Genomic DNA, 20,455 nt, shown 5'->3' with positions numbered 1-20,455 from the left:
TTGCTGGTTGTTATTGTGGTTGAACCGGATGCAGGCCCGGGCGCAGTGCGTCTTGCCCGGCCTCATCGGGGGCCTTATTTTGCCAACAAAGGCGGAGTAAAAGTAGGGGCTAGGTTGGATTTTTGTTGTTTGGTGGTAAAAAAATGGCGACCAAAAGGTCGCCAAAAAGAGAAAGATAACACTACCTCTGTGGCACCCGGTAACGCACCTGTAACTGATCGAGGATCTGCAGCTGGCCCGGCAGGCGGGCGGCGAAGTGATCCCAGGCCTTGCGGGCGGGGTCGCTCCAGGCCACCTCGGCCGTGGCGAGCATGCGCGGGAACAACATGTAGTCGAGACGATCGCGAGAGGTGATCAGTTCCGACCACAAGGGGCTCAGCACCCCCAGGATGTTATCGTTGGCATGGAAATCGGCCGGCGCAGGATCACATAGGTAGACCTGCTCCAGATTGAGGGTTCCCGCCCAGTAGAGGCCGGGTTCATGGATGTCCGGGCTCCAGGCGAGATCCAGATAGAGGGACTGGGCCGGGGCCATCACCACGGGGTAGCCTGCGGAGGCGGCATCCAGCCCCGCCTGGAAGCTGGTCCAGGCGAAGATGGTGGCGTCCCGGCTCACCTTGTCCCCGTGCAGTATCTCCTCCCAGCCCAGCATCTGCTTGCCCCTGGCCGCCAGGTATTGCTGGCAGTGGCGCAGCAGGTGGCCCTGCAGCTCCCGGCAATCGGTGTAGCCCTGCTCTGCCATCAACTGCTGACAGGCGGGGCTGTCGGTCCAGACCCCGGTCGGCACCTCGTCCCCCCCCATGTGCACCTGAGTGCCGGGGAAGAGCGCGCACACCTCGTCGATCACCGCCTCCAGGAAGCGATAGGTGCCGGGCAGGGCCGGGTTGAGCACGTTGTCGTCAAAATATTGCACCGAGAGGTAGCGGGAGCTGTCCGCCTCTTCCCGCAGCAGCTCGGGCAGCGCCTTGATGGCCGCGTGGCAGTGACCCGGGATGTCTATCTCCGGGATGATGGTGATGCCGAGCCCGGCGGCATAGGCCACCAGCTCGCGCACCTCGCTCTGGGTGTAGTAACCGCCATAAGGATCGGGGCCGCCGCTGAGTTGGGGGCCGACCGCCAGGCCATGTCCCCGCCAGGCCGCCACTTCGGTCAGCCGAGGGAAGGCCTTGATCTCGAGGCGCCAGCCCTCGTCATCGGTCAGGTGCCAGTGGAAGCGGTTGAACTTGTAGAGGCTCATCTGCTTGAGCAGGCGCTTGAGGGTGGCGATGGAGTGAAAGTGGCGGGCGCAGTCGAGGAAGATGCCACGAAAACCGAACCTGGGCGCGTCCTCCACCTCGAGGCAGGGCAGGCTCTCCCCGTGTTGCAGGGCCCACTGGGCCAGGGTCACCAGACCGTGGCGCCAGCCCGCCTCGCCGGCAGCACGGATGCGGATCTCCTCTGTGGTGATGACGAGCTGGTAAGCCTCCTGGGGGAGGGGGGCCTCGACCAGGTGGATCTCGGCGTCGTGATCCTGGGTCAGGGCGAGCCCCGTCAGCTCGTTGAAATGGGCCAGCAGGGGGGCCAGGGAGACAGGGCCGCTGACATGGGCCCGCTCGGCCAGGCGGAAGTTGCCCTCCGGCAGCCGCAGCTGAGCCGGCTGGGGCACTATGCCGTTGGCGGGCTCCACCTCGGGTAGATCGGGGGCCGCGGCCGGGCTCGGCGGCAGGCCAAGATCCTGGCCCGCCTGCACCAGGGGTTGCAGCTGCGGCTGGGCGCCTTCGTCCGTCAGGCTGAGGAAGAAGCCCTGAGGCAGATCGGAGTAGCGCTTGATGGGGGTGTTGCGGCAGCAAAAACGCAGCTCGCTGACCCCCTCATGGGGCACCAGCACCTTGTAGCTGCCGCTCTGGCGCGCCAGGGAGCCCCCCTCCACCGACTGGGGATCTATGTGGCGGGCCAGGCAGAAGTGCAGCTTCCAGGGGCTGGCCGGGAGCTGGCTCAGGGTGAAGCGGAACCAGACGTCTTCACCGTCGCGACGGTCGATCTGGGTATGGATCAGGGGTGCAGACATGGGTATTCCTCTGATTGGGCGAACAGTGTGGTGCCCTCTTCGGCGTATGGTTCACGCCGGGCAGGGCTCAGGGGGGCAGAGATAGATAGGCCTCTGGCTGGGCAAACAGGGCTCAGGGATGCAGGCATGGATAGGCGTCCGACTGGGCGAACAGTGCTCAGGGATGCAGGCATGGGTAGGCCTCCGACTGGGCAAACAGGATGGCGCCTTCCAGCGCATCGGCTTGCGGGGGCACCAGGTTGAGGTGACCCAGGCGAGGGGCCAGGCGCATGCCGACGCCGCCCAGCAGGGCGATGCGGTCGGCTCCCAGCAGCCTCATCCCCTCCAGCAGGGTCTGCAACTGGGCGCAGGTTTCGTCCAGCAGCTGGTTGGCGAGCTCATCCCCGTCGCTGGCGGCGTCGAACACCCAGGGGGCGAAGCGGCCATAGTCGGCGGGAATGGCGCGGGCGGCCCAGCGCACCACCTCGGCCTGATCCCGCTTGAAGTGATCGAGCAGGCGCACGGCGAGCAGGCTGGGGGGCAGGATGCCGTCGTGGCAGAGCAGGGATTGCTGGATGGCGCGCAGCCCCAGCCAGGCGCCGCTGCCCAGATCCGAGATGGGGAAGCCGCGTCCTGAGCAGCTATGGAGCTGACCATGGCGGTAGATGAGCCCGGCGGACCCTGTGCCTGCGATGAGGATGGCCCCCTCCCGGCTACCAAAGGCGCCGAGGCAGGCGCCGAAGGCGTCGGAGGTGAGCCTGACGCTCGCGAAGGGGAAGGGCATCTCGAGCAGGGCCTGGTAGCAGTCGGCCAGCTCGGCGGAGGCCAGCGCCAGCCCCACCCCCATCCGCTGTTCGCACTCGATGCCAAGCCCGGCGGCCAGCCGGGCGCTGGCGATGGCTGCCAGCACATTGGCGTGAGCAACCTCTATGCCGAGCTCCAGGTTGGAGCCCGCGGCGCGCCCCTCTCCCAGCACTCTACCCCCCTTGTCCCGAATGCGGGCGCGGGTGTGAGTCCCCCCGCCATCGACCCCGACCCAGAACTCAATCATGACGAGCCCCCGGCGCACTCTGCCAGCTGATGGCCAGGGCAAACCAGGCTGAATGATTGGAGGATCCACTGCTCTCTCCTGCGCCAATGATGTCCGAGCCGATCCTTGTGCGTCTCAATCATGACGAGCCTCCGGCGCACTCTGCCAGCTGATGGCCAGGGCGAACCAGGCTGCGTGGGGGATCCACTGCTCCCCCCAGCGCCAGTTCTGATCCAGCCGATCCCTGTACTCCTCTGGGATGAAGGCCACCTCAGCCTCGTCATCGAATCCTGAGGTGATGCCGTTGCAGATGCCGCCGAGTGCATTGGGATAACCGGCGGTATAGCTCGGGTTGTTGATGCCGTGCCCCGCCAGCATGCAGGCGTTGAAGGGGTTTTGCCCGAGGATCCAGTCGAGCTGGCGCTGACCGAACGTCATCAGAAGTGGGCTCTGCTGGGGGAAGTGGAGGGCCGCGGCGAAGGCCATGGCGGCCAGGGAGGCCAGCCGGGCATTCTCCCCCTGCCACCAGTAACCGGACTCGTTGTGGTGGGGCATAAAGAAGCTGATGCGGGGGGCTTCATCCACTCCCTTCACGTATTGGCGAGCCAGGGCGAAGGGGTTGCCCGCCCGGGCGGCGAGGGCCAGCTCGGCGGCCAGCGCCTGCTGCACCACGGCGCTCACCCGGGCGCGGCGATCCTGATCCGGCTCGACCCCCAGGTACTCCAGCAGGGCCAGCACCGGCAGACCCGCCTCGGCGGCGTGATAGTAGGGGCGCGAGCCGTCCTCATTGGCACTCCAGTAGTGGCCAAGCTCGGGGTGGGGGAACTGGCGGGCGCAGAGCCTGCCGGCCCTCTCCCTTGCCTCCCCGAGCCAGTCGCGGCCAAGGGTCTGGGTTAGTTCCACCGCAGCCAGCAGGGCGCAATAGTCGTCGATGATGTTCTCGAGGCCGTCGTCCAGATAGGCGAGGTTGTGCTCGCGCAGGTGCAGGTAGCCGCGCCTGGCCGCCTCGGCATAGTGGCTGGTATCGAAGTCGCCGCCGGACTGCTCGCGGGCGGCCCGGGCCAGGGCGGCAATGGCCATGCCGCCCCCCTGGCGAAAGCCCGCCTGCCAGTCGTTGGACTTGAGCCCCTGCTGGGTGGCGTAGGCGCACAGCTCGCGCTGCTCGGGATCCTTGCTCCACTTGTCGAACAGTGTCATGTAGAAGAAGCCGCTCTCATCTTGCATCCGGCAGAGAAAATCCGCCCCGTGCAGCCCCTCGTCACCGAGCCGCTTGCAGAGGTTCAGCCCGTCGATGTCGCGGCGCGTCGCCAGGAGCGCCCGGCTCTTGAGCAGGCTCCATACCACCAGGGGGGTCTGCTGGGGGTTGAGGTAGTTGGCGTAGGAGAGGTGGCTCAGGTATTTGCTCATGTCGCCGCTGGCATCGAACCAGCCGCCGTGCACATCCTTGCGCTGGTCGGTGCCAAACAGGCGGGCGCTGCGGTCGGCTCTATCGAAGGCGCCGCTGGCACGCTGGCCCTTGAAGTAGTGAATGACATCTGAGAGGCAGCGGCTGGTCAGCAGATCCTGACCTATGGCGAAGCGGGTGGAGCGGACTATGCCCTGTGCTGTGATGGCTTCCAGCCGGTAGTAGCCGGGCTCCTTGAAGGCGCTGAAGTCGGCACGCCAGTAGGCGCGTCCCTGCCAGCCTGGCACCTGGCCTGCGGCCTGGAGAGGAACCTCCAGCAGCAGGCGGTCATCATGCAGGCGCCGCAGTCGCACCAGGCCGCTTATTTCCACGTTGGCGTCGGTCTGCAGCAGGGCAATCTTGTGTCCGTCACAATCGTAACCCACCTGATTGATCAAGAGTTCCATCCAGCTTTACTCCCTGGTCTGGGGCAATGAAGGGGCCTCGCGAGGAGGCCCGGGTGAAGGTGTCGCGGGCCGGTAAGGCCGCCCCCGGCGTGGGGGGCTGGCTTATTCGTGCAGGTAGCAGCGCACGAAGTGGTTGTCGGCAAGCTTGGTCACCGGCGGCAGGCTCTCCTTGCAGCGAGCCATTGCCTGATGGCAGCGACCGGCGAAGGGGCAGCCCCGGGATTCCGGGGTCCAGAGCGGGATTTCCCCCTTGCGGCCCCCCTCCAGCTCGGCATGGATGCTCTTCTCGGGGTCGGGCACCGCCGAGATGAGCAACTGGGTATAGGGGTGCTGGGGGTGGTGCAGTATCTCGTCCACCTCGCCCCACTCCACCATGTGCCCCACGTACATGACCGCGAGATCTTCCGCCACGTAGCGGGCGGTGGCGATGTCGTGGGTGATGTAGAGCATGGAGACGCCGAGCTCGTTCTTCATCTGCTCCATCAGGTTGAGGATGCCGATGCGAATGGAGACGTCGAGCATGGAGGTGGGCTCGTCCGCCAGCACCACTTCCGCCTCCACCGCCAGGTTGCGGGCTATGTTGACCCGCTGGCGCTGGCCGCCGGAGAGCTGGTGGGGATACTTGGCTGCCGTGGCCTTGGCCGGGGTCAGCCCCACTTTTTCCAGCAGGGCATAGACCATGTCCGGCAGATCTTTCTTGTCGAGCACCTTGCTGTGCAGCAGCAGGGGGCGGGCTATGTGGTGGTAGATGGTGTGGGTCGGGTTGAGCGAACCGAACGGGTCTTGCCATACCATCTGCACGCTCTGGCGATAGTCCAGCAGGGCTGTGCCCTTGTTGAACTCCTCCAGATCCCGGCCGCGGTAGAGGATGCGGCCGTTGGAGAGCTTGTACATCTTGGCGATGATCTTGGCGATGGTGCTCTTGCCGGAGCCCGACTCCCCCACCACCGCCAGGGCGCGGCCCCGGTGCAGGTTGAAGGTGATGTCGGAGAGGGCCCGCATCTTGCCGCTCTTGATGGCATTGGAGTTGACGGCGAAGTCCTTGTAGAGATGCTGGACCTCGATGATGGGCGCGTCGGTTTGGGCGATTTGCATGACAGACATCCTTAACAGCCAGCGGCCTTGTCCAGATAGATGGGGTGATCCAGTTGTTCCTCGGCCGAGTCATAGAGGTGGCAGGCGGCCTGCTGTCCGGGCCGGATCTCGGCGAGGGCGGTATATTCCTGACGGCAGCGATCGTGCACCTTGCCGCAGCGGGCCTGGAAGCGGCAGCCGACCGGCACCTCCAGCAGGTTGAGCGGGGTGCCGGGGATCCCCTCCAGCACGGTTTTCGGGCCGTGCAGGGGCGGGAAGGAGTTGCCGAGCCCTTTGGTATAGGGGTGCAGGGGCGCGGTCAGTATCGCCTTGGCCGGCGCCACCTCCACCAGTTCGCCCGCATACATGATGCCGATGCGATCGCAGAACTCGACCATGAGCGAGAGGTCGTGGGTGATGAAGAGAATGGAGAAGTTGAACTTCGCCTTGAGGGCGTAGACCTTCTGCAGTATCTCCCGCTGCACCACCACATCCAGCGCCGTGGTGGGCTCATCCATGATCAGGAGCTCGGGGTTGAGGGCCATGGCGATGGCGATCACCAGCCGCTGGCGCATGCCGCCGGAGAACTGGTGCGGGTAGTCCTTGAGCCGGCTCGGGTGGATGTCGACTATCTCCAGCAGCTCCTGGGCGCGCTTGATCGCCTCGTAGCGGGTCATGCCGGGGTTGTGGGCCAGCAGCACGTCGCAGAACTGCTCCTCCATCCGCAGCACCGGGTTCAAGGCATTCATGGCAGACTGGAACACCACGCTCGCCTGGCGCCAGCGGTAGCTGCGCAGCCGCTCGTCGTCGAAGCCGAGGATGTTCTCCCCCTTGAACAGGATCTCGCCGCCGCTGATGTAGGCGGGCGGCTTGTGCAGCCGGGCCACCGAGAAGGCGACCGTGGACTTGCCGCAGCCGGACTCGCCGGCGAGGCCGAAGACTTCGCCTGGGGCTATGTCAAAGCTGACCGAGTTGACGGCGCGCACGTCGCCGCTCTCTGTGATGTAGTCGACGCAGAGCTGGCGCACCGACAGCAGGGGTTGTTGCGAGCTCATGCTGTCTTCTCCTGAGCGACGGTGACCGGGACGGCGAGCTGTTTCCAGCGACGCAGGCCCTTGTGGGAACGCAGTTGAGGGTTGGCGATTTCGTCGATGGCGAAGTTGAGCATGGCCAGACCCGCCCCCAGGGTGGCGATGGCGAAGCAGGGGGCCAAGATTTCCCACCAGGCGCCTACCAGGATGGCGCTGGAGGTCTGGGCGTTGTAGAGCATGATGCCCCAGCTGACCACTGTGGGGTCGCCGAGTCCCAGGAACTCCAGGGTCGCCTCGGTGACGATGGCGTAGATGATGGAGCCGATGAAGCTCACCCCTATGATGGAGATGAGGTTGGGCAGTATCTCCACCAGTATGATGCGCCAGGCCGGCTCCCCCAGCACTTCGGCGGCGATGACGAACTCTTTCTCCCGCAGCGCCAGGGTCTGGGCACGGATGACGCGCGCGCCATAGGCCCAGGAGGTAAAGCCTATGATGAGCGCAATCACCGTCGGTGACGCCTCCCCGATAAAGCTTGCCAATACCAGCAGCAGGGGGAGGTTGGGGATCACCAGCACCACGTTCATCAGGAAGGTGAGGCACTCGTCCACCACGCCGCCGAAGTAACCGGCTGTGATGCCGATGCCGATGGCGAGGGCGCAGACCAGCAGTCCTGCCCCGAAGCCCACCATGAGGGAGATGCGGGCGCCGCTGGTGAACTGGGCCCAGAGATCGTGGCCCATGCGGTTGGAGCCCATCACCAGCTCCACGCTGGGGGGCTGGTGCGGGCGGGCGACCCGCTTGGTGGGCTCGTTGCTGGCGAGCAGCGGGGCAAACAGGGCCATCAGCACGAAGGTGACCACGATGGCGAGGCCGAAGGCGGCCTTCTTGTTGCCCAGCAGGATTTTTAAAATAGTCGGCATACGCATCTTATTTGCCTCCTGTACGCAGACGGGGATCCAGGAAGACATAGAGCACGTCCGCCAGGAAATTGAAGCTGAGCATGGTGATGGTCATGATGAGCAGTTGCCCCTGAATGAGCGGGTAGTCGCGGGCCAGTATGCCCTGGTAGAGAGTGAGCCCGAGGCCCGGGTAGTTGAAGATCACCTCGGTGATGAGGGAGCCGCCGATGACGAAGCCGAGCGCCATGGAGAGGGCGGTGACGCTGGGCAGCACGGCGTTGCGGGCGCCGTAGTTGAAGATGACCCTGTTGCTGGAGAGCCCCTTGGCCTTGGCCATGGTGATGTAGTCCTCGCCGAGCAGGTTGATCATGTTGTTGCGCATGGTGATGAGGAAGCCCCCCACCTGCACCATGGCCAGGGTGCCCACCGGCATGATGGCGTGCAGCATGATGCTCTTGATGTGTTCCCAACCGAAATCGGCGGGGATCTCCGGGCTGTAGGCGTAGCCGATGGGCAGCCAGCCGAGGCTGACCCCGAACAGGAAGAGGGCGAGCAGGGAGACCACCACGGGCGGAATGGCCTGCATCACCAGGGTGAGCGGGGAGAGGATGCTGTCCATGCGTCCCCCCCGGTACCAGGCGGCGAAGATGCCGACGATGGAGCCGATGGAGAAGCTCAGTATGGTGGAGGTGCCCACCAGGAACAGGGTCCAGCCGATGGCGCGACCGAGCACGTCGGCGACAGGTTGGGGGTAGTAGCGCACCGAGGTGCCGAGATCCCAGGTGAAGACACTCTTCACATAGGCGAGAAACTGGGTGGTGATGGGACCGTCAACGAACCCGAAGGTGGCCTTGAGGGCTTCGAGGGCGGCAGGTTCCATCATGGCGCCGGCCCGGGCGAACATGACGGAGACGGGATCTCCGGGCATGGCTCTGGGCAGCAGGAAGTTGATGGTGGCGGCCACCAGGAAGGCGACCAGATAGAAGGAGAAGCGTCTTAGTATAAATCCCATGGTGATACCTTTTACTGCAAGCCTGCCCCGCGCCGGGCAAAGCTCCCCCAACCCCGGCAAAGACGGGGGATGGAAGACATGGCGGGGAAAAAGGCCCCCCGCAGGGGGCCGAGGTGGTTAGCTGTTTGGCTTGAGTGACAACACGTGCAGCAGACGTTCCGGGGTGTCCGGGTGTACCTGCGGCTTGGCGACCGGGTTGTCGGCACTGAACCAGCCATTGAAGCGCTTGGTGCTGTATTCGTACCAGGTCGGGTTGTTGAACACAGGGATTATGGTCTGGTTGGCACCGACGCGTTCCTGGATGGCAAACATGATCTCCTTCTGCTTGGCCGCATCGGCGGTCTGGGTGAAGTCATCGATCAGCTTGTCGAGCTCGGGATCCTTGTAACGGGGCGCCGCGAAGCGGTTGCCGCGCTCACCCATGTTGCGGGAGTGGAAGGCGGTCTCGAAGTACTTGTGCGGGTTGGCACCGGCAAAGTACCCCTGCAGGGCGACGTCGAAGTCACCTGTGATCAGGTTCTCGGTCCAGACGGTGGCCTCCGGGGTGGAGGTCTTGGCGTTCAGGCCCAGGGCCTGCAGCCCTTCCACACCGATCTGGACTGTGTTGACCCAGTCGGTCCAGCCGTTCGGTACCAGCACCTTGAACTCGATCTTCTTGCAGCTCGGGGTGTCGAGGAACTTGTCGCCGTCACAGTCCTTGTAGCCCGCTTCCTTCAGCAGAGCCTTGGCACCTTCCAGGTCGAACTTGTTGTATTTGCCGTATTTCTTCTCGACGTCCGGGTTGTCCCAGGAGGCGAATGCCTTGCCCAGACCAGAGGGGTATTCGTTGACGGTCGGGTAGCCGTAGCCTGCGATGTCCACCATGGACTGGCGGTCCATCGCCATGGAGAAGGCGCGGCGGAAGTTGATGTCGTTGAAGGCTTCGTTATTGCCCGGGTTCTTGCTCTGGAAGTTGACGTTGAACGCCACTGTGCCGGAGGCGGGGAACCAGTACTTGTTGTTCTTGGGATCGTTGCCGACGTAGAGGCGCTCGATGTCCGGCACGAAGGAGCCGAACCAGTCCACGTCACCCTTCATCACGGCAGCCAGTACCTGGTCGTTGGTGGCCATCTGCGGCATGCGCAGGCAGTCGATGGCAAGGTTGGCGTTGTCCCAGTAGTGCGGGTTGCGGCACTGGGTATAGAGCTGGGCGGAGAAGTTGTCCACTTCGGTGAAGGGACCTGTGCCGACCGGCTTGTCGTTGGTGAAGGCAACCGGGTCTTTTACCGACTTCCACTGATGCTCGGGGACTATGGGCACCAGCACCAGGTCGTTCACCACGTTGGTGTTGACCTCGGCCAGGTCGAATTTGACCTTGTGCTCACCCAGCTTCTCGACACCCTTGATCTGAGTCCAGATGGAGCGCTCGTCCAGCGCCTTGTTGGCCTTGACCAGGTTGAAGGAGAAGAGGATGTCGTCGGCGGTGAAGGCTTCACCATCGGACCACTTGACCCCTTCGCGCAGGTCGAAGGTGACCGACTTCAGGTCATCGCTGAAGGCGTAGTTGGTGGCCAGACGATAGACGGGTTTGCCACCCTGCATATCGTTGAAGATCACCAGCGGCTCATAGATGAAGTGACGGGTGGTGTGCAGCAGACCGGCCTGCAGGAAGGGGTTGAAGTTCTTGACCCATGCGGTCTCCTGTTGCGCGACCAGGGTCAGCACCGTCTTGTTCTCGGCGGCCATGGCGGTGCCGGCGGCACCGAGCATCAGGGTTCCCAGCATGACTGAGGTAGCGATTTTGGATACTTTGGCAAGCATATTTTTTCCTTTCTTATTGGTCTTCCATGGTTTTGGAATGGAGCACCGGATCCCATGCTTGGATGCCGGCCCTCAATGTTGGTCAGGTTTTGCACCCTTGTAGTTGTGTCATCCAACGCCCTTAGAAAAGCAGAGTTAACAGGAAAACAACAACTCTTCATTTCGTCGATATCGTAAAAACTCGGACTCTCTCGTCATTATCGTCAAACTCTATTTTTAATCCTTTTAAATTATACGCTTGCATTAATTCTCACAAAGTACCAAGTCACCCTTTATGACAATTCAAAGACGATAGTGTGAAGTGGATCGTGCTCGTTTTTGCTCCCCTTCAGTGGCTTTTTTTTGAGCTTGAAACAAGAGAACCGGGGTGAGGGGCAGAACTGTGCGCTGGCTCACTGAGGGGCATCTCCCGGTGAGTCGGGTGATGATGGGGGGCGTCCTATTTGCGCAAGGACCCGGCGCCGGCTGCCGAGGGGTTTTCGTGTTGGTTGATTTCGGGCAATAAAAAAGCCAGTCAGCATTCACTGACTGGCTTCGGGCGCCACATCCGTTAGCGGATTACTTGACCAGGCTGGCCCACAGATCGTACTCGTCCGCCTCATCGATGCGGACCTTGACCAGATCGCCGGGCTTGAGGCCAGTTTCGCCGTTCAGGTAGACCAGGCCGTCGATCTCGGGGGCGTCGGCGAAGGATCGGCCAGTGGCGCCCTCTTCGTCCACTTCGTCAATCAGCACTGTCATCTCCTGGCCGACCTTGCGGGCCAGCTTGCGAACGGAGACCTGCTGTTGCAGCTCCATGAAGCGCTGGAAGCGCTCTTCCTGGACGTCTTCCGGCACAGGATCCGGCAGCTCGTTGGCCTTGGCGCCTTCGACCGGGCTGTATTTGAAGCAGCCAACCCTGTCCAGTTCAGCCTTGTCGATGAAGTCCAGCAGCATCTGGAACTCTTCTTCGGTCTCGCCGGGGAAACCGACGATGAAGGTGGAGCGCAGGGTGATCTCGGGGCAGATCTCGCGCCACTTCTGGATGCGCTCCAGGGTGCGCTCGACGGTACCCGGGCGCTTCATCAGCTTCAGGATGCGCGGGCTGGCGTGTTGCAGCGGTATGTCCAGGTAAGGCAGTACCTTGCCATCGCGCATCAGCGGGATGACGTCATCCACGTGCGGGTAGGGGTAGACGTAGTGCAGGCGAACCCAGATGTCGAGCTTGGCCAGCTCTTCGCACAGGGCGACCATGCTGGTCTTGACCGGCATGCCGTCGTAGAAACCGGTGCGGTGCTTGACGTCCACGCCGTAGGCGGAGGTGTCCTGGGAGATGACCAGGATCTCCTTCACGCCGGCTTCTTTCAGACGCTTGGCCTCGGCCAGTACCTCGCCGATGGGGCGGCTCACCAGATCCCCGCGCATGGAGGGGATGATGCAGAAGGTGCAGCGGTGGTTGCAGCCCTCGGAGATCTTCAGATAGGCGTAGTGGCGCGGGGTCAGCTTGACGCCGTGGGCCGGCACCAGGCTGGTGAAGGGGTTGTGGGTCGGCTTTGCCACGTATTTGTGGACGTGGCCCAGCACCTCTTCATAGGCGTGGGGACCGGTGATCTCGAGCACCTTGGGGTGGATCTCGCGGATCTGGTTCTCTTTGGCGCCGAGACAGCCGGTGACGATCACCTTGCCGTTTTCAGCCAGGGCCTCACCGATCGCTTCCAGGGATTCCTGTACCGCGCTGTCGATGAAGCCGCAGGTGTTGACCACCACCAGTTCCGCATCGTCATAGCTGGGCACCACATCGTACCCTTCGGTACGCAGCTGGGTCAGGATGCGCTCGGAATCGACCAGGTTTTTGGGGCAACCCAAGGAGACGAATCCTACTTTGGGGGCCTGTTTTGTGTTGGACATCGCTCAATCACTCTTAGGTGGCTCTTATTCAAGGGCGCGGATTTTACCGGAATGGCTAACCAAAAACTATACAACCGAGGTTGTCAGGCCGAACAATATTTACGGTCAGCTTCTGTCCCTTGTCGTCAGGGAGGCTGTGCCCGCTCATGAGGGCGGTGGCCGCCGTCCCCTCGCCGCCGGGGAAGCCTGGCCCTGGTTGACCCGGGTGGAGGGGACAAGCACACAGGACTTCTTTGAGTTGGCTTAAATCTGATAGGGTGGCATGTCCGCTGATGGGATATTTAAGGAGCACACAATGAAGAGCCGATCCTGGTTGATTGCCGCCGTCCTGGCACTTGCATCTGGCCCCAGCCATGCCGACTGGGCGAAATTGAAGGAGGCGGCCTCCGAGCTTGGCACCGCGGTGAGCGACACCAGCAAGGAAGCCTGGCAGGGGATCACCGACTTCTCCAAGGCGACCTGGGAGTCAGTCTCCAGCTGGGGAGCCGATGCCTACAACAAGGCGGGCGCCTGGTCGGAAGAGAGCGCCGCCACCGGCAAGGAGTGGCTGACGGCCGCCGACAAGAAGCTCGACACCATGCTCGAACCCAAGACCCCCGCTGAGGCCAGAACCGCCCTGGATACCATGGCCGATACCGCCCTGGTGCGGCTGTTCAACGAGCAACCCTCCGCCAAGCTGCTGTTTGACCAGGCCTACGGCTATGCGGTGTTCGACTCGCGCAAGTTCTCCCTGATGGTGCACACCAACCAGGGATCCGGGGTTGCCATCAATCGCAAGACGGGCAAGCACACCTATATGAAGATGTTTGGTGCCGGGCTGGCCGCCGGCATGGGGGGCAAGTTCTACCAGCAGGTGGTGCTGTTTGAAGACAAGGCCAGGTTCGATGCCTTCGTCAACAAGGGCTGGGAGGCCACCTCCGAAGTGGGGGCCGTGGCCGGCAAGGAGAGCGCCGAGCTGACCGCCAAGTACAATGGCGGCATGGCCATCTACCAGATAGGGGAGAAGGGACTGCTGCTCGATGCCAATATCTCGGGTTCCAAATACTGGCTGGATGACGATCTGAACAAGTGATGGTGGTCGCTGGCAGCGATCCGGTATTTTTCTTTTATCATGTTGAAATACTGCCTGTTTAAATGACCTGACTTGCAGTAAAAAGGGGGCCTTCGGCCCTCTTTTTCATGGGCGAAAGCAAGACACAGTCGTTAAACAAGGAGAGTGGTATGACCCAGGCATCTGAATCTGCCGTGGACTGGCGCCGGGAGTGGGAGCGGCAGAGCATCTATCTGCGGCTGCAGGAGGGCAGCCCCATGGTCCTCTGGGTCAATGGTGATGAGGTCGAGCCCCTGACGGAAGGGGCGGCAAAGGGGGTCACCTTCGGCTGGGGACGGGCGGACGAGGGGACAATGGCGCTGGCGCTCGCCATCGTCGCCAGGCTGGTGGCTGTGGGCCTGGTGGACCCTGCGCAGGCCACCGAGAAGGCGCACTTCCTGCACGACGAGGTGCTGGTCAAGCTGCCAGCGGACGAGCACCGAGATCTGCATCTCGGTTATCTGAAGCTGGTGCTGGGGTGACATGAGCCGGGACCAGGGCGCCCGCTTGTGGCTGCCCCTTGGCACCGGCGGCCTGCACCCTCTTCCCGGTTGGCACTCTAATTGCTTAAGGCTTGCCAGTGTCAATGATTTGTCTGGGAAGGGAAGATGGAAATAAGCGCAAGCAGCCTGATGCAAGAGATGCAGGCACTCAAGGTAGAAGCCGGTGCCACGCCGCTGACCCAGCCCGGTCGTCCGGTCAACTCGGATTTCGGTCAGATGCTGCAGCAGGCCCTCGACAACGTCAACGAATTGCAGGGCAGCGCCAACGATCTGCGCACCCGGTTCGATATGGGCGACAAGTCGGTGGACCTGTCCGAGGTGATGATCGCCGGGCAGAAATCCTCCATCGCCTTCGAGGCGACGGTGCAGGTGCGTAACAAGATGGTCGATGCCTACAAGACCATCATGAACATGCCGGTATAAGCGATCTCAATCAATCACGGCGACTGAACATCGTGAAGATGTCGGCAATAAGAGATCTCAATAAATTTTGACGACAGATCATCATGAAGATGTCAGCAATGATGAGCATGTCAGCAATAAGGACCTGAAGAGTGGCTAACGATCCAAACGGCGATCTGCTGATGAACAACGAGGGGGCTGCCGCCCTCGATGAGCACGAGCAGAAGAGCTCGGCCCTGGGCTTCTTGTCCAACACCGATGTGTTGCGGCAGATCACCCTGATCCTGGGGTTGACCATCTGTCTGGCCATCGCCGTCTTCATCCTGCTGTGGGGCAAGGAGCCGGAGATGCGTCCCCTCGGCACCTTCAACACCCAGGAGCTGGTGTCCACCTTGGATTACCTGGATCAGCAGAAGATCCCCTATCAGGTCGACGGCAAGAGCGTGCTGGTCAGCGCCGAGAATTATGCGGACATCCGGCTGCGCCTGACCCGCGCCGGCCTCGCCAGCAGCAGCGAGGCCAGCAACGATGGCGAAGCCATACTGCTCAAGGACTCCAGCTTCGGGGTCAGCCAGCGCATGGAGAGCGAGCGTCTGAAACTGAGCCGCGAGCGCCAGTTGGCGAGCGCCATCGAGCAGTTCCAGAACGTCGCCAAGGCCCAGGTGCTGCTGGCCATTCCCAAGGACAACGTGTTCGCCCGCAACGAACGCAAGCCGAGCGCCACAGTGGTGCTGAGCCTGAAAGGGGCTGCGCTGGGCCAGGGGGAGGTGGACTCCATCGTCGACATGGTCGCCTCCGCCGTGCACGGCCTGGAGCCGACCCGCGTCACAGTGACCGATCAGAACGGTCGTCTGCTCAACTCCGGCTCCCAAGACCCGCTCTCTGCCCAGACTCGCAAGGAGTTTGCGATGCAGCAGAAGCAGGAGCTCGAATACAAACAAAAAATTGACGCCATCCTGATCCCCGTCCTTGGGGCTGACAACTATACGGCGGAGGTGGATCTCTCCCTCGACTTCTCCCAGCAGGAGCAGACCCGCAAGACCTACAATCCGGACCTGCCGGCCGTGCGCTCCGAGATGACGGTGGAAGAGAACAGCGCCAATGGCAACAATGGCGGTGTGCCAGGCGCGCTCACCAATCAGCCGCCCGCCGCCTCCAGCATTCCCGAGCAGGCCGCCGGCGCGGAAGGGGGAACCAGCTCTTCCGGCCGCTCCCGCAAGGAGGCGACCCGCAACTTCGAACTGGACACCACGGTCAGCCACATCCGGCGCCAGCAGGGCGGCATCCGCCGCATGACGGTGTCGGTGGCGGTGGATTTCAAGGCCACTCCCGGCGCCGACGGTGCCGTCACCCGGGAAGCCCGCAGCCAGGCCGAGCTCGATACCCTGCGCCGTCTGCTCAGCGGCGGCCTCGGCTTTGACGTGACCCGGGGAGACACCCTGGAGGTGGTCGCCATTCCGTTCAACCGCCCCGAGCTGGAAGCCGTGGCCGACATGCCCATCTACGAGCAGCCCTGGTTCTGGCGCGCGGTGCGCATCGCGGCCTCGGTGCTGGTCATCATAGTGCTCATCGTCACAGTGGTGCGGCCCATGCTCAAGCGCCTGCTCTACCCGGATGCCAAGCCGGAAGGGGAGCTGGACTTCGACAACCACACAGTGCTGGGTGGGGATGACGAGCTGAGCCTGCTGGCGGCCCAGGCCGAGGCAGAGCCGGTGTTCGGCCTGCGGGATGGCCAGCTCAAGCTGCCTGACTTGCACCGTGACGAGGACCTGCTCAAGGCCGTGCGCGCCTTGGTAGCGAATGAACCAGACCTGGCCGCTCAGGTCATCAAAGAATGGGTAACGAACCGAGATGCCTGAAGAGAAGAAAAACCAAGTCACCGGTAACGAGATTACTGATAACCAGCGCCAGATCCTCGACCAGATGGCCGGGATGGAGATGGCGGCGGTCTTGATGCTGAGCCTCAACGAGGAGGATGCCGCCCAGATCTTCCGTCATCTCGAGCCCAAGCAGGTGCAGCGGCTCGGCATGTCCATGGCCTCCATGTCGGATTTCAGTCACGACCGGGTGGCGGCGGTGCATCGTCAATTTATCGACGACATCCAGAAATACACCAACATCGGCATCGGCAGCGAAGACTTCGTGCGCAAGGCCCTGGTGGCGGCGCTCGGGGAGGACAAGGCCAGCAACCTGGTGGATCAGATCATCCTGGGATCCGGCGCCCGTGGCCTCGACTCCCTCAAGTGGATGGATGCCCGCCAGGTGGCCAGCATCATCCAGAACGAGCACCCGCAGATCCAGACCATAGTCCTCTCCTATCTGGAGCCGGAGCAGTCCGCCGAGATACTGAGCCAGTTCCCGGAGCAGGTGCGCCTGGATCTGGTGATGCGTATCGCCAACCTCGAAGAGGTGCAACCGGCGGCGCTGCAAGAGCTCAACGACATCATGGAGAAGCAGTTCGCCGGTGCGGCCGGTGCCCAGGCGGCCAAGATGGGTGGCCTCAAGGCCGCCGCCAACATCATGAACTACCTGGACACCAACATCGAAGGCCAGCTGATGGACTCCATCCGCGAGTCGGACGAGGAGATGAGCCAGCAGATCCAGGACTTGATGTTCGTGTTCGAGAACCTCATCGACGTGGACGATCGGGGCATCCAGACCTTGCTGCGGGAAGTGCCGGGGGATCTGCTGCAACGGGCCCTCAAGGGCTCGGACGACCAGATGCGCGAGAAGGTCTTCAAGAACATGTCCAAGCGGGCCGCCGAGATGCTGGCGGACGATCTCGAAGCCATGGGGCCGATCCGGGTCTCAGAGGTGGAGGCCGCCCAGAAGGAGATCCTCTCCACCGCCCGCCGCCTGGCGGACGCGGGCGAGATCATGCTGGGGGCTGGCGGTGGCGAAGAGTTCCTCTAAGCCATGGGCAATGGAATGTGCGATGATGTCGCCCCCTTCGTCCGGCACCCTAGGAGTGTCTTTCGCACATGAATAACAAGAACAGCAAGCTGCGGGGCTATGTCAGACCCGAGGCGGACGAGACCCGGGTGGAAGCCTGGGGCTGGCCCGAGATGGAGGTCGAATCCGAGATCCAGAGCAATGCCCTGGGGCTCGGCCCTGACTGGTATCGCCAGGAGCAGGCGGACGAGATGCCGCCCGAGGAGCAGCCCGAGGAGCCGACCCCCAGCATCACCGCCGAAGAGGTGGAGGCAATCCGCCAGGCCGCCTGGGAAGAGGGGCTGGCCGAGGGGCGAGAGGCCGGCTTTGCCAAGGGGCTGGAGGAGGGCAAGCTGGAAGGCTTGCAGCAGGGTCATCAGGCGGGTCTGGAGCAGGGCCGCGAAGAGGGGCTTGCCCTGGGCCGCGATCAGGTGGAGCAGGAGATTGCCCACTGGCAGGGGCTCGTCTCCCGCCTCGCCAATCCCCTGAGCGAGCAGGACAGCGCCGTGGAGCAGCAGCTCATCGCCCTGGTCCAGCAGCTCGCCCGCGCCCTCATTCGCCACGAGGCCGAGACCTCCCCAAGACTGTTGCTCGAGGCCCTCAAGCAGGGTCTTGCCCTGCTGCCTGCCGCTGAGCAGGGGGTCACCCTGATGCTGCACCCGGACGATGTGGCCCGGGTCGAGCAGGCCTTCGGCGCCGAGGAGTGTGCCCGGCGTCACTGGCGGCTGCAAAGCGATCCCACCCTCTCCCCGGGGGATCTGCAGCTGGCCACCGAACTCTCCAGCATCGATCTGACCCTCTCGGGGCGCATCGATCAACTACTGCGCAACTTCCTTCGTGACAATGCCGACTGACACCCTGTTCCGCTCTGGCACAGGGAAGCCAGGCTGCTGCGCACCATTTCCCTTCGTGACAATGCCGACTGACACTCTGTTCCGCTCTGGCACAGGGAAGCCAGGCTGCTGCGCACCATTTCCCTTCGTGACAATGCCGAGTGACATCTCTTCCCGGTCGGGCATAGGCAGCGCACTGTCTCCCGACTTGGTGACAATGGCGGCAGGCTCCTTGTCTCGGCCTCTTTCCCCTTTCTCTCTGGAGGCGCGATGACAGCATCCCTGCTCAGTCGACTGCAAGGCTACCGGGTCCGCGATCTCGCCCCCATACCGCCGGTGGCGGGCAAACTCACCCGGGTGGTGGGGCTGACCCTGGAAGCCATCGGCTGCCGCGCCGCCATCGGAGCCCTCTGCCGCATCGATACCCAGGATGGCATGCTGGAGGCCGAAGTGGTGGGCTTCTCCGGCGATCGGCTGTTTCTGATGCCGAGCGAGCAGCTCAAGGGGATCATTCCCGGCGCCCGTGTGGTGCCCATCACCGAGGATCACGGCATCCCCGTGGGCATGAACCTGCTCGGCCGGGTCATAGACGGCATAGGCCAGCCCCTGGACGGGTTGGGCCCCATCATCTCCTCCCAGACGGTGCAGTTCGCCCAGCATCGCATCAACCCGCTTGCCCGTCGTCCCATCCATGAGCCCATGGATGTAGGGGTGCGCGCCATCAACGCCGTGCTCACCGTGGGGCGGGGCCAGCGCATGGGGCTGTTCGCCGGCTCCGGGGTCGGCAAGTCGGTGCTGCTCGGCATGATGACCCGCGGTTCTGTGGCGGATGTGGTGGTGGTGGGTCTCATCGGTGAGCGGGGCCGGGAGGTGAAGGAGTTCATCGAGGAGATCCTCGGTGCCGAGGGGCGCGAACGTGCCGTGGTGGTGGCGGCGCCGGCCGATGCCTCGCCGCTGATGCGCCTCAAGGGGTGCGAGACGGCGCTCGCCATCGCCGAGTATTTCCGCGAGCAGGGGCTCAACGTGCTGCTGCTGATGGACTCCCTCACCCGCTACGCCCAGGCCCAGCGCGAGATCGCCCTGGCAGTGGGTGAGCCGCCGGCCACCAAGGGCTATCCGCCCTCGGTGTTTGCCAAATTGCCGGCACTGGTGGAGCGGGCCGGCAACGGCAGCGATGGCCAGGGCTCCATCACGGCCTTTTTCACCGTACTGACGGAGGGGGACGATCTGCAGGATCCCATCGCCGACGCGGCGCGGGCCATCCTGGATGGTCACATAGTGCTGGCGCGGGAGCTGGCGGATGCGGGCCATTACCCGGCCATCGACATCGAAAAATCCATCAGCCGGGTCATGCCCATGGTGACCTCCCCGGAGCACATGGAGCTGGCGCGCGCCTTCAAGCAGTTCTACTCCCTCTATCAGCAGAACCGGGATCTCATCACCATAGGCGCCTACAGCCAGGGATCGGATCCGCGCATCGACAGGGCCATCATCCAGAAACCCTATCTGGATCAGTTCTTGCAGCAGAAGATGCGCGAGGTGGTTCCCTACGACGAGGGCCTGCAATCCCTGCACATGGTGGCCATGCCGCTGATGCGTTAACCGGTGGAGTGTCGTGATGAGTAAAGGATTGACGTTGCTGGCGGGCCGACTGCTGGAGGCCGAACAGCAGGCCGCCATGGCGCTGGCCAAGGCCCAGCAGGATCTCAAGCTGTTCATGGATCAGCAAAACGCCCTCAACCAGTACCGCCAGATCTATCACCAGCAGTGGACGGATCGCGGCCTGCAGGGGATCACGCCCCAGCAGAACAGCCAGTATCACGCCTTCATCAACAAGCTGGAAAATGCGGCGACCCAGCAGTATGAAGGGGTGTTGCAGGTGCGCGAGGCGCTGGCCCAATGTCGTACCCAGTGGCTCGAAGCCCAGCAGCGGCGCAAGGCCGTCGAGCTGCTGCTCGAGAAGCAGGCCGGACGAGCCCAGCTGAAGGCCCAGCGTCAGGAGCAGAAGATGCTGGACGATTACGCCATACTGCGACGCTATCACCATTCTGGCCTGTAACTTGCTTTCTATTGCCAACACAGG

17 protein-coding genes are annotated in these 20,455 nt (G+C 63.2%); 8 read left to right on the top strand and 9 right to left on the bottom strand.

What is annotated here, in order from left to right; all coding sequences use genetic code 11:
• Positions 1-181: 181 nt before the first annotated feature.
• From G4923_RS06145 to rimO, 9 genes are all read right to left on the bottom strand, one after another.
• Positions 182-2,047, bottom strand: coding sequence for a beta-N-acetylhexosaminidase (locus G4923_RS06145; RefSeq protein ID WP_139744782.1), 1,866 nt, complete (start codon positions 2,045-2,047; stop codon positions 182-184).
• A 157-nt stretch (positions 2,048-2,204) separates the two neighbouring features.
• Positions 2,205-3,077, bottom strand: coding sequence for a glucosamine kinase nucleotide-binding domain-containing protein (locus tag G4923_RS06140; RefSeq protein WP_163136091.1), 873 nt, complete (start codon positions 3,075-3,077; stop codon positions 2,205-2,207).
• A gap of 114 nt (positions 3,078-3,191) precedes the next feature.
• Positions 3,192-4,907, bottom strand: a complete 1,716-nt coding sequence (locus G4923_RS06135) for a glycoside hydrolase family 9 protein (protein WP_163136089.1) — start codon at positions 4,905-4,907, stop codon at positions 3,192-3,194.
• A gap of 102 nt (positions 4,908-5,009) precedes the next feature.
• Positions 5,010-6,002, bottom strand: a complete 993-nt coding sequence (locus G4923_RS06130; RefSeq protein WP_111910281.1) for an ABC transporter ATP-binding protein — start codon at positions 6,000-6,002, stop codon at positions 5,010-5,012.
• An 11-nt stretch (positions 6,003-6,013) separates the two neighbouring features.
• Positions 6,014-7,036, bottom strand: coding sequence for an ABC transporter ATP-binding protein (locus G4923_RS06125; RefSeq protein ID WP_005331243.1), 1,023 nt, complete (start codon positions 7,034-7,036; stop codon positions 6,014-6,016).
• Positions 7,033-7,941, bottom strand: a complete 909-nt coding sequence (locus G4923_RS06120) for an ABC transporter permease (protein ID WP_163136087.1) — start codon at positions 7,939-7,941, stop codon at positions 7,033-7,035. Before G4923_RS06120 ends, G4923_RS06125 begins: the two co-directional genes overlap by 4 nt.
• Position 7,942: 1 nt before the next feature.
• Complete coding sequence (locus tag G4923_RS06115) at positions 7,943-8,926, bottom strand: ABC transporter permease (protein ID WP_042648440.1); 984 nt, start codon at positions 8,924-8,926, stop codon at positions 7,943-7,945.
• Between the two features lie 117 nt (positions 8,927-9,043).
• The gene (locus tag G4923_RS06110) at positions 9,044-10,726 is read right to left on the bottom strand and encodes an ABC transporter substrate-binding protein (RefSeq protein ID WP_106887484.1); all 1,683 of its coding nucleotides are present in this window, start codon (positions 10,724-10,726) and stop codon (positions 9,044-9,046) included.
• 558 nt (positions 10,727-11,284) lie between these two features.
• Entirely contained in the window at positions 11,285-12,613 is a 1,329-nt protein-coding gene (rimO, locus tag G4923_RS06105; RefSeq protein WP_163136085.1) for a 30S ribosomal protein S12 methylthiotransferase RimO, read from the bottom strand.
• A gap of 295 nt (positions 12,614-12,908) precedes the next feature.
• On the opposite strand from rimO, the gene befA reads away from it, so the two are divergent.
• The 8 genes from befA to fliJ all read left to right on the top strand — a co-directional run bounded on the left by befA (position 12,909) and on the right by fliJ (position 20,431).
• Positions 12,909-13,685 (top strand): beta cell expansion factor BefA, encoded by a 777-nt coding sequence (befA, locus tag G4923_RS06100; protein ID WP_163136083.1) that lies wholly within the window; start codon positions 12,909-12,911, stop codon positions 13,683-13,685.
• Positions 13,686-13,834: 149 nt separating this feature from the next.
• On the top strand, positions 13,835-14,185 hold the full coding sequence (locus G4923_RS06095) for a hypothetical protein (RefSeq protein ID WP_163136081.1): 351 nt from the start codon (positions 13,835-13,837) through the stop codon (positions 14,183-14,185).
• A 126-nt stretch (positions 14,186-14,311) separates the two neighbouring features.
• Positions 14,312-14,629, top strand: coding sequence for a flagellar hook-basal body complex protein FliE (fliE, locus tag G4923_RS06090; protein ID WP_106887480.1), 318 nt, complete (start codon positions 14,312-14,314; stop codon positions 14,627-14,629).
• A gap of 131 nt (positions 14,630-14,760) precedes the next feature.
• Positions 14,761-16,467 carry a flagellar basal-body MS-ring/collar protein FliF gene (gene fliF, locus G4923_RS06085; protein ID WP_163136079.1) on the top strand — a complete coding sequence of 569 codons (1,707 nt, stop codon included), beginning with the start codon at positions 14,761-14,763 and terminating at the stop codon, positions 16,465-16,467.
• The gene (fliG, locus tag G4923_RS06080) at positions 16,460-17,521 is read left to right on the top strand and encodes a flagellar motor switch protein FliG (protein ID WP_025326240.1); all 1,062 of its coding nucleotides are present in this window, start codon (positions 16,460-16,462) and stop codon (positions 17,519-17,521) included. The genes fliF and fliG overlap by 8 nt, the downstream gene beginning before the upstream one ends.
• A gap of 68 nt (positions 17,522-17,589) precedes the next feature.
• On the top strand, positions 17,590-18,393 hold the full coding sequence (fliH, locus tag G4923_RS06075) for a flagellar assembly protein FliH (protein ID WP_163136077.1): 804 nt from the start codon (positions 17,590-17,592) through the stop codon (positions 18,391-18,393).
• Positions 18,394-18,642: 249 nt separating this feature from the next.
• Positions 18,643-19,974 (top strand): flagellar protein export ATPase FliI, encoded by a 1,332-nt coding sequence (gene fliI / locus G4923_RS06070; RefSeq protein WP_025326242.1) that lies wholly within the window; start codon positions 18,643-18,645, stop codon positions 19,972-19,974.
• Between the two features lie 16 nt (positions 19,975-19,990).
• A complete protein-coding gene (fliJ, locus tag G4923_RS06065; protein WP_106887478.1) occupies positions 19,991-20,431 on the top strand; it encodes a flagellar export protein FliJ in 441 nt (146 codons plus the stop codon).
• The last annotated feature ends 24 nt before the right edge of the window (positions 20,432-20,455 follow it).

Source organism: Aeromonas rivipollensis (genome assembly GCF_010974825.1).
Lineage (GTDB): Bacteria > Pseudomonadota > Gammaproteobacteria > Enterobacterales > Aeromonadaceae > Aeromonas > Aeromonas rivipollensis.
Note: the sequence above shows the minus strand (reverse complement) of the source record. Positions and strands in the feature narration are given on the sequence as shown.